The sequence below is a fragment of the Variovorax sp. 278MFTsu5.1 genome (genome assembly GCF_048305045.1).
GTDB classification, from domain to species: Bacteria; Pseudomonadota; Gammaproteobacteria; order Burkholderiales; family Burkholderiaceae_C; genus Variovorax; species Variovorax guangxiensis.
In genome coordinates this window covers 6,028,811-6,042,890 of record NZ_CP157622.1, presented here as the reverse complement: position 1 = coordinate 6,042,890, position 14,080 = coordinate 6,028,811, and the positions used below count along the sequence as shown (strand labels likewise).

14 protein-coding genes and 1 riboswitch are annotated in these 14,080 nt (G+C 68.1%); of the genes, 5 read left to right on the top strand and 9 right to left on the bottom strand.

Features of this window, described 5'->3' with window-relative positions:
- Positions 1-46 precede the first annotated feature (46 nt).
- The 8 genes from ABL844_RS28125 to ABL844_RS28090 all read right to left on the bottom strand — a co-directional run bounded on the left by ABL844_RS28125 (position 47) and on the right by ABL844_RS28090 (position 8,414).
- Positions 47-1,675, bottom strand: coding sequence for a peptide chain release factor 3 (locus tag ABL844_RS28125; RefSeq protein ID WP_418122854.1), 1,629 nt, complete (start codon positions 1,673-1,675; stop codon positions 47-49).
- An 80-nt stretch (positions 1,676-1,755) separates the two neighbouring features.
- Complete coding sequence (locus ABL844_RS28120) at positions 1,756-2,370, bottom strand: N-acetyltransferase family protein (RefSeq protein WP_418129710.1); 615 nt, start codon at positions 2,368-2,370, stop codon at positions 1,756-1,758.
- Positions 2,367-3,455 carry an alpha/beta fold hydrolase gene (locus tag ABL844_RS28115; protein ID WP_418129709.1) on the bottom strand — a complete coding sequence of 363 codons (1,089 nt, stop codon included), beginning with the start codon at positions 3,453-3,455 and terminating at the stop codon, positions 2,367-2,369. The genes ABL844_RS28120 and ABL844_RS28115 overlap by 4 nt, the downstream gene beginning before the upstream one ends.
- Positions 3,452-3,886, bottom strand: coding sequence for a hypothetical protein (locus ABL844_RS28110; RefSeq protein WP_418129708.1), 435 nt, complete (start codon positions 3,884-3,886; stop codon positions 3,452-3,454). Before ABL844_RS28110 ends, ABL844_RS28115 begins: the two co-directional genes overlap by 4 nt.
- 38 nt (positions 3,887-3,924) lie before the next feature.
- Positions 3,925-4,845, bottom strand: a complete 921-nt coding sequence (locus tag ABL844_RS28105; RefSeq protein ID WP_418129707.1) for an alpha/beta fold hydrolase — start codon at positions 4,843-4,845, stop codon at positions 3,925-3,927.
- A gap of 19 nt (positions 4,846-4,864) precedes the next feature.
- A complete protein-coding gene (gene phaP, locus ABL844_RS28100) occupies positions 4,865-5,365 on the bottom strand; it encodes a TIGR01841 family phasin (RefSeq protein ID WP_126023703.1) in 501 nt (166 codons plus the stop codon).
- Positions 5,366-5,534: 169 nt separating this feature from the next.
- Complete coding sequence (locus tag ABL844_RS28095; protein WP_418129706.1) at positions 5,535-6,185, bottom strand: hypothetical protein; 651 nt, start codon at positions 6,183-6,185, stop codon at positions 5,535-5,537.
- A 159-nt stretch (positions 6,186-6,344) separates the two neighbouring features.
- Entirely contained in the window at positions 6,345-8,414 is a 2,070-nt protein-coding gene (locus ABL844_RS28090; RefSeq protein WP_418129705.1) for a hypothetical protein, read from the bottom strand.
- A gap of 171 nt (positions 8,415-8,585) precedes the next feature.
- Positions 8,586-8,654, top strand: a riboswitch (S-adenosyl-L-homocysteine riboswitch).
- 64 nt (positions 8,655-8,718) lie between these two features.
- Here ABL844_RS28090 and ahcY point away from each other — a divergent pair.
- From ahcY to ABL844_RS28070, 4 genes are all read left to right on the top strand, one after another.
- Positions 8,719-10,158, top strand: coding sequence for an adenosylhomocysteinase (ahcY, locus tag ABL844_RS28085; RefSeq protein WP_418129704.1), 1,440 nt, complete (start codon positions 8,719-8,721; stop codon positions 10,156-10,158).
- Between the two features lie 17 nt (positions 10,159-10,175).
- Positions 10,176-10,952: a TlyA family RNA methyltransferase gene (locus tag ABL844_RS28080; protein WP_184640872.1), complete on the top strand. Its 777-nt coding sequence runs from the start codon at positions 10,176-10,178 to the stop codon at positions 10,950-10,952.
- Positions 10,953-10,962: 10 nt separating this feature from the next.
- Positions 10,963-11,787 carry a methylenetetrahydrofolate reductase [NAD(P)H] gene (gene metF / locus ABL844_RS28075; RefSeq protein WP_184640871.1) on the top strand — a complete coding sequence of 275 codons (825 nt, stop codon included), beginning with the start codon at positions 10,963-10,965 and terminating at the stop codon, positions 11,785-11,787.
- 62 nt (positions 11,788-11,849) lie between these two features.
- Positions 11,850-12,464 carry a septal ring lytic transglycosylase RlpA family protein gene (locus ABL844_RS28070; protein ID WP_184640870.1) on the top strand — a complete coding sequence of 205 codons (615 nt, stop codon included), beginning with the start codon at positions 11,850-11,852 and terminating at the stop codon, positions 12,462-12,464.
- Between the two features lie 21 nt (positions 12,465-12,485).
- On the opposite strand, the gene ABL844_RS28065 is transcribed toward ABL844_RS28070, so the two are convergent.
- Positions 12,486-13,439 carry a 23S rRNA (adenine(2030)-N(6))-methyltransferase RlmJ gene (locus tag ABL844_RS28065; RefSeq protein WP_184640869.1) on the bottom strand — a complete coding sequence of 318 codons (954 nt, stop codon included), beginning with the start codon at positions 13,437-13,439 and terminating at the stop codon, positions 12,486-12,488.
- Positions 13,440-13,637: 198 nt separating this feature from the next.
- Between ABL844_RS28065 and rplM the strand changes: the two genes are divergently transcribed.
- Complete coding sequence (gene rplM, locus ABL844_RS28060) at positions 13,638-14,069, top strand: 50S ribosomal protein L13 (protein ID WP_019656360.1); 432 nt, start codon at positions 13,638-13,640, stop codon at positions 14,067-14,069.
- The last annotated feature ends 11 nt before the right edge of the window (positions 14,070-14,080 follow it).

Here is a 14,080-nt window from a genome sequence, read left to right as displayed (position 1 = left end):
GTAGTTTTTGTCTTCCTTCTGCGTTCGGCTGCCCGATCCCGTCTCTTTACCCCGCGCTCTGCAGCGCCAGCCCCGCATGCTCGCGCAGCGGATGGAAGTGGATCTTCGGAAACCGCTCCTGCGCCAGCCGCACGTCGTAAGGTGACGTGCACAAAAAGGCCAGCGTATCCGCCGCGTCCTTCGCCATGCGCTGCGGGTACGCGTTGACGAACTCGCGCAGCTCGGCGGGCGTGTCGGCCGTGATCCAGCGTGCGCCGGTGTACTGGCAGCCTTCGAGGCGCACGTCGGCGTCGTACTCGGCCTTCAGGCGGTGCTGCACCACTTCGAACTGCAGCTGGCCGACCGCGCCCAGCAGCATCGGGCCGCCGATCTCGGGGCGAAACACCTGGATCGCGCCTTCCTCGCCGAGTTGGGCCAGACCCTGCTGCAGCTGCTTGGTGCGCAGCGGGTTCTTCAGGATCACGGTCATGAAGAGCTCGGGCGCGAAGAAGGGCAGGCCTGTGAACTGCAGGCTGGCGCCATCGGTGATGGTGTCGCCCAGCTGCACGCCGCCGTGGGTGGTGAAACCCACGATGTCGCCCGCGTAGGCCTCTTCCACTGCCTCGCGGCGCTGGCTCATGAAGGTCACGACGCTGGTGGGGCGCAGTTCCTTGGCGGTGCGCTGCACCTTCAGCTTCATGCCCGGCGTGTACTTGCCCGAGGCCATGCGCACGAAGGCGATGCGGTCGCGGTGGTTGGCGTCCATGTTGGCCTGCACCTTGAAGACCACGCCCGCGAAGTCCTTGTCCTCGGGCTGGATCTCCTTGGTCACCGGCTGGCGGTTGACCAGGGTGGTGCTGGTGCGCGAACGTGGCGAGGGCGCCAGGTCGACCAGCGCGTCGAGCACTTCCATCACGCCGAAGTTGTTCACGCCGGAGCCGAAGAACACGGGCGTCTGCTTGCCGGCCAGGAAGGCCTCGCGGTCCCAGGCGGGCGATGCGCCGGTGGCGAGCTCCATGCTTTCCATGGCGGTCTCGAAGTCGGCGCCGAAGCGCTCGACCAGCGTATCGCGCTCGCTCAGCGGAATGGTCTCGAAGTCCTGCGGCAGGCGCTCGCTGCCCGACTCGAACACTGTCATCGCCTGCGTGCGCAGGTTCATGATCCCGCGGAAGCTCTTGCCCTGGCCCACCGGCCAGGTCATGGGCACGCAGGGCATGCCCAGCTCGCGCTCCACCTCGTCGAGGATGTCCAGCGGCTCGCGCACTTCGCGGTCCATCTTGTTGACGAAGGTGATGATGGGCGTGTCGCGCTGGCGGCAGACCTCGATCAGCCGCCGCGTCTGCGCTTCCACGCCGTTGGCCGCGTCGATCACCATCAGCGCCGAGTCGACGGCGGTGAGCACGCGGTAGGTGTCTTCGGAGAAGTCCTTGTGGCCCGGCGTGTCCAGCAGGTTGATGACGTGGTCGCGGTACACCATCTGCATCACCGACGAGGCCACCGAGATGCCGCGCTGCTTCTCGATCTCCATCCAGTCGGAGGTGGCATGGCGCGAGGCCTTGCGCGCCTTCACCGAGCCGGCGATCTGGATCGCGCCGGAGAAGAGCAGCAGCTTTTCAGTCAGCGTGGTCTTGCCGGCGTCAGGGTGGGAAATGATCGCGAAGGTGCGGCGGCGGCGGGTTTCGGCTACGAAAGACAAGGTGGGCAATCTGCGGGGGGAATCCGCGATTTTAAAAGGCCGGCGGTTTCCGGCCCCGCCGCCCCCGTTCCAGGGGCATTTCAGCCCCCGAGCGCCTCGTTCATCCCGTACGCCCGCATCTGCGCCTCGAACCGCGCCACGTCCTGGCTCAGCACCACGATGTCGTGCGCCATGCCCTGGCGGTCCTTCACGTGCTTGCCCAACAGCGCCTCGGGCTTGAAGCCCAGGGCCTGGAAGACCGCGATGGCGCCGCGCTGGTCGACGGTCATGCGGGCGACGAGCTTTTCGGCCCCGCGCTCGATGGCCAGCGCGCAGGCTTCGCGCGCGAGCTTGTGGCCCAGGCCGCTGCCGCGCAGCTCGGGCGCGGCGAGCACGCGCAGTTCGGCGACGTGGCTCGACCAGGAGTGCGGATCGCGGATGACCGCCGCGCAGCCGAGCACGGCCTTTTCGCGCACCGCGAGCACGCTGTCGATGTCGCCGCGCTCGATGGCGCGCACCCAGGCGTTCATCACCTTGGGCTGGGTGATGTCGCGCGGCAAAAAGAGCAGGTCGTGCGCCGGGAGGGCCTGCGCGAAGGCGAGCACGGCATCGGCGTCTTCGGCGGCCATCAGGCGCAGGACGATGCTGCCCTCGCTGCTGGTCACGGTGCGCGGGTAGGTCCGCGAGAAGGAGTCGGTCACGGTGGTGATGCTCATGTCGATCGCACTCCAAGCCATTCGTCCAGTTTGGGCCACAGCCGGCGCACCGCGTTGGGCCCGGCGGCGAGGCTGACGTGGCCGCCCTTGAGCACCACCTCCTCCTTGTCGGTGGAGCCGACGCCGGCCACGAGCGGCTGCCCGGCCTCGTAGGGAACGATGTGGTCGTGCTGCGCGAGCGCGTGCAGCACCGGCACCTTGATGTTGTTCAGCTGCACCTTCTGCCCGTCGAGCACCAGCTCGCCCTTGTGCAGCTTGTTGCCCCACATGAGCTCCTTGACGGTCTGGCGGAAGTACTCGCCGGCCAGCGGCAGCATCTCGTTGCCCCAGCGGTCGAACATGCGGTACGACTTGACGAATTCGTCGTTGTCCATGTTGTCCCACAGCTGCACCATGCCCGCGCTGCGGCCGGCGGGGCGCAGCATGTCGAAGGAGGTGAAGAGCATCTCGGGCGGCACGTTGCCCACGGTGTCGATGAGCCGGTCGACGTCGAAATACCGGCGGTCCGACCACGCGTGGAACAGCTTCATGCGGCTGAAGTCGATGGGCGTGGTGAAGAGCGCGAGGTTCTTCATCGGCCCGCCGGGATGCAGCGCGGCGTAGAGCGTGGAGAGCACGCCGCCCATGCAGTAGCCTACGAGCGTGACGTCTTCCTCGCCCGAGCGCTCCTGCACGCGGCGGATGGAATCGGGGATGAAGTCGAGCACGTAGTCCTCGATGCGCAGGTACTTCTCCTGCGGGCGCGGCGCGTTCCAGTCCATCATGTAGACGTCGTAGCCCTGCAGCAGCAGGTGCTCGACCATGCTCTGGCCCGGCGCGAGGTCGAGGATGTAGCCGCGGTTGGTGGTCGCCATCACGATCAGCAGCGGCACGCGGTAGATCTCGTCGGCCATGGGCCGGTAGTGGTACAGGCTCAGCGTGCCGCGCCGGTGGATCTCGTCCTTGGGCGTCTGGCCGACGGCGGGCGCGGCGGTGGTGAGGAAGTCCAGGCCCTTGAGGTTGCGCTGGATCGCGCGCTCGATCTCGGCGGCCATGTCGACCGCGATGTCGGGCAGGGCGAAGGGCGTGTCGGCGGTGGTGCTCATGCCTGGCGCTTTCCTGCCGGGGGCTTGCGCGTGCGGCGCGGGGTGGCGGGCGCCGCCGCAGGTTCTGCAGGTGCTGCCTTCGGAGGCTGCCGGGTGCGGCGCGGTCCTGGCGCTGCCGCAGCGGAGGAAGCGGGCCCGCCCTCCACGGCGCGGGCAATGCGCGCCAGATGATCGTCGATGCGCTGCAGCTGCTCGCCCAGCACTTGCAGGTCGGCGCGCGTCGGCAGGTTCAGCATCGTGAGATAGCGCGCCATCAGCTCGCCCAGCGCCTTCTGCGCGGTGAGCGAGGCGTTCATGCCGCCATGCATGCCCTGGCGGAACGGGTCCGAGGCCATGGTCTCGTTGGCGAACTCGTTGGTGCTTTTTTCCCACTGGGCCGTGAGTTCGCGCCACATGGCCATCGGGTCGAGAGGGGAGAACTTGTTCGTCATGGCGGATGCTCCCTTGTCGCCTTGTTGTTTCTTCTGCTTCAGTCGCCTGGGTGCCGCGCCGTGTGCGCCGCGATGGCGTCGACGATCTGCGGCCACATCGGGATCGGCAACGCATGCCCCATGCCGGGGATGCGCAGCAGCTGCGAGCCCGCTATCGCATCGGCCACGTCGACGCCGCAGGCCACCGGCACCAGCGGGTCGTCGTCGCCGTGGATCACCAGCGTGGGCACGCGCACGTTGCGCAGCGCGGGCTTGCGGTTGCCCGAGGCGAGGATGGCAGCGAGCTGCCGCGCCACGCCGGCCGGGTTGAGCCCGCGCAGGAAGACGAGCTGCGCCTTCTCGGCGTCGCGCGCTTCGTCGAGCGGAAAGCTGCCGGGTCCGCGCAGCACGCGCCACACCTTCGCGTAGTGCGCCTGGTAGGCCGCGAAGGTGGTCGGCGCCGGCGAGAACAGCACTGCCATCGCCTCGGGCGTGGGCGGCGGCAGTCCCGGCGCGCCGGTGCTCGACATGATGCTGGTGAACGACAGCATGCGCTGCGGATGGTGGATGCACAGCTCCTGCCCGATGGCGCCGCCCATCGAGGCGCCCACGATGTGCGCCCGGGCGATGCCCAGCGCGTCGAGCAGCCCGACGCAGTCGGCCGCCATGTCGCGCAGGTCGTAGGGCGCTCGCAGCGGCAGCCCGGCCATCGCCTGCGCCATCAGCGCCTGGATGTCGGGCACGCCCAGCAGCGTGAGGTGCGTCGAATGGCCGATATCGCGGTTGTCGAATCGGATCACGCGGTGCCCGCCGGCCTCGGCGAGCCGGGCGCAGAAGGCGTCGTCCCACGCCACCATCTGCGCGCCGAGGCCCATGACCAGCAGCAGCGGCTCGGCGGCCGGATCGCCGAAGCTGTCCCAGGCCAGCTCGATGCCGTTGGCGCGCGTGCGTTGTTCGACGCGGGGCGGGGCTGCGGTCATGGCCGGGCGCGCAAGCGTATTACTTGCGCTGCAGCATCTTCGTCACTTCGTCCACGTTCGCCTGGATGCGCTGGCGCACCACGTCGAAGGCATCGGCCTGCGACTTGGCGGCGAGGTTGGCCAGCTCCTTGATGTCGTCGATGGCGCGCTGGAACGACTGGCGGCCGAGCTCGTCGAGCTTGGCGAGGTTTTCCTTCGGGTCCTTGCCGGGCATTTCCTTGGCGGCGGTCTGCCACTCGGAGATGGCGCTCTTGATCATTTCCGTCTGCCGCTGCACGACGGTCTGCAGGCCCTTGTACGACTTCTCGTTGGCCTCCATCAGCGCCGCCAGGTCCTTGCGGCCGCTTTCCAGCAGCTTGCCGGCGCCACCGGTCAGGTTGAGGCTCTGCAGCCGGTCGGCCATGCCCTTCAGCGGATTGAGCATGTCCGCGGCATCGGGCGCCGCCTTCTTCGCGCCGGCGGTGCTGGTGCTGCTGCTGGCGGTGGTCTTCTTGGCGGCGGCTTTCTTGGCAGTGGCCATGGTGCGGAATCTCCTGTGACGGTGGACGTTTGGATGGCGAGGACCAGCCTGACGGCAAAAATCCCTCGCCACGATACGCCGCGCCGGTGCGCCGGAGGTCGCCGCAGCGACAAAAATGCCTGCGGGATTTCCCTTGGGTGCGTGCCCGCGTTCGTTGCCGGCTTCGGGGCTACATCGGCGGCGCGAAGCCGTTGCGCCCGGCCGTCACGCGCAAGGCCGTGGGCGTACCGTTCTTCTCCTGCGCATTGACCAGCACCCGGGCGCCGGGTACCAGCAGCGCATCGGTGCCGGGTCGGAAGGTGACCACCGGCACGTCGGGCGGCACCACGACGGTTTTCTCTCCACCCTTGTAGGTCAGGTGCAGCTGCTGGCCGCCGCGTACCGACTTCGGCGCCGCGGCCAGGTCGGCGACGGTGGCGTTGGTCATGGTGCTTTCGGGCAGCAGGTCCCATGGACGATGGCCTTCGCCGGTGCCGCGCGCGGCCTCGGGGAACACGACCACTTCGAGCGCCTTCTGCGTGCCGTCGGCCTGCGGCATGGCGGCGGTGCCGATGAAGCTGCCGCGCCTGATGTCCGAGAGCTTGACCGGATAGACCTCGGATACCGACAGGTCGGCCGGGCGCGCGAGCGAGACGACCTCGCCGGTGCGGTCCTGCACGACCAGGGTGTTCGCATCGACGCGCACGAGAGTGCCGCGGATGCGGACGGTGTCGGCGCTCTGGGCGGACGCGATGGCCGGAAGCAGGGCGGCGGTCAGGCCGGCGGCGGCAGCAAGGGCCGAGAGCAAGGTCCTGGGCGTGCTGGAGGAGTGGATCTGCATGTTGGCTTTTCAGGGGAGGGGCTGTGGGCCGGCCAATGTACGTCGCGTCGGCGAAACGTGCAGGCGGCCGTCTTAGGCCTGAATGAGCAATGAAAAAAGGCCGCATGCCACGAGCGCGGCATGCGGCCTTCCTGGCCTTTAGGCGAAGCGCCCGCGGCGTCAGTCGATCAGGTCGATCTCCATCGCGCCGGCCGTGGCCGGGTTGCGCGAGCCGACCATCGCGAAGAGCTTGCTGCTCTGGCTGGCGAAGTGGTAGTTCGGGCCGGTGAAGGTCGCCGCGCGCATGTTGAGCGGGCCGTTCGTGCCCATCGAACCCAGCGTCGCGGCGAGCGTGGCGCTGGTGCCGTCGGGCAGCGTCTGGGTGCGCGTGTAGTACGAAGCGTCGAGGCCGGTACTGCCCCAGCCGCCGCTGGTGGCGCCGCCGCGCGCGATGACGGTGGGCCATGTGGCGCGTTCGGGCAGGCCGATGCGGAACACCGACCTCGGGGGCGTCGACGCCACGTTGCCGGCCGAGAGGTAGATGTTCTCGCCTCCGACGCGCGCGACCGCGAAGGTGCCGTTGTCCGACGGATTGGCCACGTTCACGATGCGCCAGGTGTCCACGGTGGTGCCAGCCGACACGGTGTACGTCAGCACGGATGCGGAAGGACAGTTGTCGATCCGGTAGATCACGTTGTCGTTGCACAGGTAGAGCAAGGTGCCGCCGTTGGTGATCTGGATCTGCGTGATCGACGAGTCGCCGCCGGTGGCCGTCATGTTGATGCCCAGCCGGTTGTAGGTGCCGTCGAGGGACACCTGAGCCTTCACCAGCGCACGCGATGCCACGAAGGGCCGTACGGCGTAGCTCTCGGGTGTGACCTGCGCGACCGCGAACGGGAACGCGCCGACCACGGTGTCGGTCGTGAAGCGGAAGCGCGCCGTGTTCGCGGGGCTCGTGATGCGGCTGCTGTCGAAGACGAAGCTGCCGGCTTCCGTGGTGTCCTCCGCGAAGCTGCCCGACGCGACGGCGCCGGCGGCATCGGTCATCTCGTAGCGCTTGCTGTCGAGGTTCAGCGCCAGCGTCTGCCGCGAGCCGTTGGTAGCGTAGACCTTGTAGCGGCCGTTGCGCGCGTCGGGCGTGGCGCCGGTGTCGATCAGGTTGAGCTGGATGTAGCCCTGCGTGGCGGTGTTGTTGCGTGCGCCGACCAGCACCGACAGCTCGCCGACCTGCATCGCGAAGTACTTGCTCGCGCCGGTGAAGTTGACGCCGCGGATGCCCAGGGGCTGGTTCGTGTAGGCCGTGCTGTCCACCGGCATCGTGAGGGTGCCGAAGGTGTCGTCCGTGCCGGTGGAGGTGCGCACCGAGCTGGTGGTGCTGATCAGGTTCGTGCCCCAGCTGCCCGTGGTCGATGAGCCGATGCCGCGCGTGGTCGGCCAGCTCGAAGACTCGGGCAGGCCGATGCGCATGAACTGCTGGGCCGGCGAGACGCTGACGCCGCCGCCGAGGTACACGTTCTGCCCGCCGATGCGCGCCACGCGGAAGTTGGCGACGTCGCTGCTGTTGGCCACGTTGGTGGCGACCCAGGCATCGTCGACGCCCGGCGTGACGGCGTAGGTGCGCTTCGAGGCGGCGGGGCAGAGGTCGATCTTGTAGATGATCGAGTCGTTGCAGAACTCCAGCACCGTGCCGCTGCCCGACAGGCGCATCGAGAGGATCGTCGAGTCCTGCACGCCGCCGGGGCTGCGCGTGATGCTGAAGCGGTTGTAGGTGCCGTCGATCAGCGCGGCGGTGGTGACGAAGTCGCGCGCCGCCACGAAGGGCTGCGCGGCGTAGGCAGCGGGGCTCGAGTACGCGGTCTGGAACGGGAAGGCGCCGACGATGGTGTCGGTGGTCACGCGGAAGCGCGAGGTGTTGGCCGCGGTGGTGATGCGGCCGCTCGCGAACACGTAGGTGCCGGGCTCGGTGAAGTCTTCGGCGAAGGTGCCGGACTCGGCCGCGCCGAGGTTGTCCGTCATCGTGTAGCTGCCGGCGTCGAAATCGACCGAGAGCTGCTGCTGCGTGCCGTTGGCCGCGTAGACGCGGTAGCTGCCGTTGCGCGCGTCGGGCGTGCCCAGGGTCTTGGCTGCCGCGACCTCGGGTTTCCCGCTGCCGCCCGACGACAGCGAGAGGCCGGAGCCTCCTCCTCCTCCGCCCCCTCCGCAGGCCGCCAGCAAGGCGACCATGCCCCAGCTCGCGAGATACCTCGTCATCCTCTTCCTCATGTCGTGTCCTTTTGTTTTCAAGTGGGCTCGGCAGCAAGCCGGCGGCTCCTGAACCGAACCTGTTGAAATCGTAACCAGAGGTCAATGACATGCCGGGGATGACAAATGCCGGCCAAACCCCGAGCATTGGCGCCCGCTCGTGCCCCGTCTACAATCCGCCGCTCCGAGGAGCGTTGCAGCGCCATCAGGCGTGAGGCTCGGACCACATCGCAACGACGCTCACCCGCTGTTCTTGCGGTGAGTCTTTTTCCGTACGCAGCGGCATCTTCAAACCAGTTTTGTTGGAGTTCCCATGAGCGCTGTTCTCAAACCCACCCCCGTTTCGACCGCCGACCAGGCGATCGCCGACCTGTCCCTCGCCGCCTGGGGCCGCAAGGAAATCCGCATCGCGGAAACCGAGATGCCCGGCCTGATGGCCATCCGCGAGGAGTTCTCGAAGTCGCAGCCGCTGAAGGGCGCGCGCATCACCGGCTCGCTGCACATGACCATCCAGACGGCCGTGCTGATCGAGACGCTGCAGGCGCTGGGCGCGCAGGTGCGCTGGGCCTCGTGCAACATCTTCTCGACGCAGGACCACGCCGCCGCCGCCATCGCCGAGAAGGGCACGCCGGTGTTCGCGATCAAGGGCGAGTCGCTCAAGGACTACTGGGACTACACCCACGCCATCTTCGACTTCGGCGCCAAGGGCTCGAAGGGCGAAGGCCCGAACATGATCCTGGACGACGGCGGCGACGCCACGCTGCTGATGCACCTGGGCCAGCGCGCCGAGAAGGACCAGAGCGTGCTCGCCAACCCGACCAGCGAGGAAGAGCGCATCCTCTACGCCGCCATTAAGGCCAAGCTGGCCGTCGACGGCACCTGGTACACCCGCAAGTCGGCCGAGATCATCGGCGTGACCGAAGAAACCACCACCGGCGTGCACCGCCTGAACGAAATGTCGGCCAAGGGCACGCTGCTGTTCCGCGCCATCAACGTGAACGACTCGGTCACCAAGAGCAAGTTCGACAACCTGTACGGCTGCCGCGAGTCGCTGGTGGACGGCATCAAGCGCGCCACCGACGTGATGATCGCCGGCAAGATCGCCTGCGTGGCCGGCTACGGCGACGTGGGCAAGGGCTCGGCCCAGGCGCTGCGCGCGCTGTCGGCGCAGGTGTGGGTGACCGAGATCGACCCGATCAACGCCCTGCAGGCCGCCATGGAAGGCTACAAGGTCGTGACGATGGAATACGCCGCCGACAAGGCCGACATCTTCGTGACCACCACCGGCAACCGCGACGTGATCCGCCACGAGCACATGGCCGCCATGAAGGACCAGGCCATCGTCTGCAACATCGGCCACTTCGACAACGAGATCGACGTCGCTTCAATCGAGAAGTACGAGTGGGAAGAGATCAAGCCGCAGGTCGACCACATCAAGTTCCCCGACGGCAAGAAGATCATCCTGCTGGCCAAGGGCCGTCTCGTGAACCTGGGCTGCGGCACGGGCCACCCGAGCTTCGTGATGTCGTCGTCGTTCGCGAACCAGACCATCGCGCAGATCGAGCTGTTCACCAAGCCCGACGCCTACCAGGCCGGCAAGGTCTACGTGCTGCCGAAGCACCTCGACGAGAAGGTCGCGCGCCTGCACCTGAAGAAGGTCGGCGCCATGCTCACCGAGCTGACCGACACGCAGGCCGCCTACATCGGCGTGGACAAGAACGGCCCCTACAAGCCGGACACCTACCGCTACTGAGCGGCGACAGCCAACGCATGCGCGCCGATCAGTTGCTGGTGGAGCGCGGCCTTGCCGCATCGCGTTCGCAGGCCGTGCGGCTCATTGCCGGCGGCTTGCGCTGGCGTGATGCGGGCTCGGGCGACGCGTGGCGCGACGTCGTCAAGAACAAGGACGACGTGCCCGAATCGGCCGAGCTCGAGCTGCTCGACGCGGCGGAAGCGCGCTACGTGTCGCGCGGCGGGCTCAAGCTCGAAGGCGCTCTGGCGGCGAGCGGTATCGACGCCGCCGGCAAGCTGTGCCTCGACGTGGGCCAGTCGACCGGCGGCTTCACCGATTGCCTGCTGCAGCGCGGCGCCGCCAGGGTGGTGGGCGTCGACGTCGGCCATGGGCAGCTGCATGCGCGGCTGCGCGAGGACGAGCGCGTGGTGGCCATCGAGGGCGTCAATGCGCGCGCTCTCTCGGCCGACGATCTGGGCGAGGAGGGCGAGTCGCGCTTCGACCTGGTCGTGGGTGACCTGTCCTTCATCTCGCTCACGCTGGTGTTGCCGGCGGTGGTCGAGTTTCTGGCCGACGAGGGCCGCTTGCTGATGCTGGTCAAGCCGCAGTTCGAGCTGCAACCGGGCCAGGTCGGCAAGGGCGGCATCGTGCGAGACGAGTCGATGTACGCGGTGGTCGAGAAGCGCCTGCGCGATGCCTGCGAGGCGCTCGGCCTGCGGGTGCTGCAGTGGTTCGACAGCCCGATCGCCGGTGGCGACGGCAACCGCGAGTTTTTCATTCATGCCGAGCGCGCCGTGCGCGCGAACGGTTCCTAAGGAGACGCAGGTGCGCCTTCCGTTGAGTTTCGAATTCTTCCCGACCAAGACGCCCGAAGGCGCGGTCAAGCTGCGTGCGGTGCGCCAGCAGCTCTATGCGCGCAAGCCGCAGTTCTGCTCGGTCACCTACGGCGCGGGCGGCTCCACGCACCAGGGCACCTTCGGCGCGGTGCAGGAGATCCTGGCCGAGGGCGTGGACGCCGCGAGCCACTTCTCGTGCATCGGCGCCACGCGCGCCACCGTGCGCGAGCAGCTCGCCGAGCTGAAGGCCATGGGCGTCAAGCGCCTGGTGGCCCTGCGCGGCGACCTGCCCAGCGGCTACGGCATCGGCGGCGAGTTCCAGTACGCGAGCGACCTCGTCGGCTTCATCCGCGAGGAGACCGGCCGCGACTTCCACATCGAGGTGGCCTGCTACCCCGAGATCCACCCGCAGGCCCGCTCGCCCGAGGCCGACCTGCAGGCCTTCGCCGCCAAGGTGAAGGCGGGCGCTGATTCGGCGATCACGCAGTACTTCTTCAGCCCCGAGGCGTACTTCCGCTTCGTCGACGACGTGCGCAAGCTCGGGCTCGACACCCCGATCGTGCCGGGCATCATGCCGATCACGAGCTCGACGCAGCTCATGCGCTTCTCCGACGCCTGCGGCGCCGAGATTCCGCGCTGGATCCGCCTGCGGCTGCAGGGCTTCGGCGACGACACGGCGTCGATCAAGGCCTTCGGCCTCGACGTGGTCACCGACCTGTGCGCGCGCCTGCAGGAAGGCGGCGCACCGGCGCTGCACTTCTACACGATGAACCAGTCGGCGGCCACGCTGGCTGTGCTGGAGCGCCTCGATTGAGAGGGCGCGCGGGGCTTCGGGCGGCGCTTGCCGCGGCGACCTGCGTTCTCGCGGGATGCGCCATGCCGCCTGCGACCGACGCCGAGGGCAACGCGAAATTGCTGCCCCTGCCTCGCGCCATCGCGGTGCCTCCGGGCGCGGCCGCGCGCTCCAGCGTGCCGGCGGTGCGCTATGACCTCGCTGTCTCGGGCACGGGCGAGCAGGCGCCGGACGACGGCGTGCCCGACGACGGGCCGCGCGAGATCTTCGAGCGCGGCGGCGCCTCGTGGTACGGCATCCAGTTCCACCAGCGCAAGACCGCCAGCGGCGAGCGCTTCGACATGACCGCCATGACGGCGGCGCACAAGACCCTTCCCTTCAACACGCGCGTGTGCGTTCGCAGCCTCGTCAACGGCAGCGAGGTGCTGGTGCGCATCAACGACCGCGGGCCGTACGCGGCAGGCCGGGTGATCGACCTGAGCCGCGCGGCGGCCGACCGCATCGGCCTGACGGGGCTGGGCATCAAGCAGGTGGCGCTGACGGTCGTCGACCGCGACGGCATGCGCTGCGGCGGCTTGCCGGTGGAAGCCGGCGATGCAGCGGCGCCGGCGGCGTCGAGCGAGCCGTCGCAGCAACGGGCGCGGGCACCGGTTCCGGTTCGGCGCAAGGCGGCGGTACCGCCCCGGCGTCGCAAGTAAAGGTTGGGAGATTCGGCCGGCTCAGCCGCCCGAATCGAGCGAGAAGGCGGCGTTGCGGTCCTGGCCCAGGCGCTCCACCAGCTGCGGCAGTGCGGCCGCCAGCATCGGCTTCAGCGTGTAGGGCGGGTTGATCAGGAACATGCCGCTGGCCGGCAGGCCCGGCCGGTGCGTTTCACCCGAGGCGGCATCTTTCGTGATCTTGCTGGACTTGACCGTCAGCGTGGCGTGCAGCCACGACTTGCCGGCCTTCGTCGCCATCGTCTTGAGCCGGCGAGGCAGATCGTGCGCCTCGGGGCGCGGAATGATCGGATACCAGACCGCATAGGTGCCGGTGGCGAAGCGCTTGAGCGCCTCGGCCATGAAGTCGAGCACGCGGCCGTAGTCGGTCTTCATTTCGTAGCTGGGGTCCATCAGCACCAGCGCGCGGCGCGACGGCGGCGGCAGGAACTTGGTGGCGCTGCCGAAGCCGTCCTCGCGCAGCACGGCGATCTGGCGGCCGGCCTCGAGCTGGGCGATGTTGGCGTCCAGGGTGCGCGCGTCGGTGGGGTGCAGCTCGAACAGCTTGAGCTTGTCGTGGTCGCGCAGCAGGTGCTGCACGATGAAGGGCGAGCCGGGGTAGACGCGGGCGCCGCCCTTGGGATTGAAGTCGCTGATCACGCTCAGGTAGCGGGCAATGGCGTCGGCCAGCGGGGCTTCGGCTTCGGGTGCTGCCTTTTTGATAGCAGGCTTTGTCGCAGGAGCCAGCGTGGCGGGCTCTTTCTTGTCCGAAAGAAGGCGCAGGACGCCGTCTGCCGCCTCGCCGCTGGTGCCGGCGTAGTCGCCGTCCAGGCGGTAGAGGCCGGCGCCGGCGTGGGTGTCGACGACCGTCAGCGCCGCCTCTTTTTCGAGCAGGTGGTCGAGCGTGGCAATCAGCACCGTGTGCTTGAGCACGTCGGCGTGGTTGCCGGCATGGAAGGCGTGGCGGTAACTGAACATAGGGGGAGGATGGTAACGGTGTTGGGGCTGGATACGGGCGAATTTGCCCGCCCAGGGCCATTCTTCGTATAATCACGGGCTTCGCAGCGTTTTTGTGGCCCCGCGGCGAAGACTTCGAAACCCACCTAAGAGATTCCCGTCAGAGGAACGCCGACCGTGGAAAAGGGCCCGCCAAACCCTCTTTTCAAGAGAAAACTCATGACCAAAACGTTCAGCGCAAAGCCCGCTGACGTGACGCACGAGTGGTTTGTGATTGACGCGACCGACAAGGTCCTCGGACGAGTAGCCAGCGAAGTTGCTCTCCGTCTGCGCGGCAAACACAAGGCCATTTACACGCCTCACGTCGATACCGGTGACTTCATCGTCATCATCAACGCATCGCAACTGCGCGTCACCGGCGCCAAGTCCATCGACAAGGTGTACTACCGTCACTCGGGCTACCCGGGCGGTATCACGGCGACGAACTTCCGCGACATGCAATCGAAGCACCCGGGCCGCGCCCTGGAAAAGGCTGTCAAGGGCATGCTGCCCAAGGGCCCGCTCGGTTACGCAATGATCAAGAAACTCAAGGTGTACGGTGGTGCTGAGCACCCGCACGCCGCCCAGCAGCCCAAGACGCTGGAAATCTAAGGAGCCTTGAG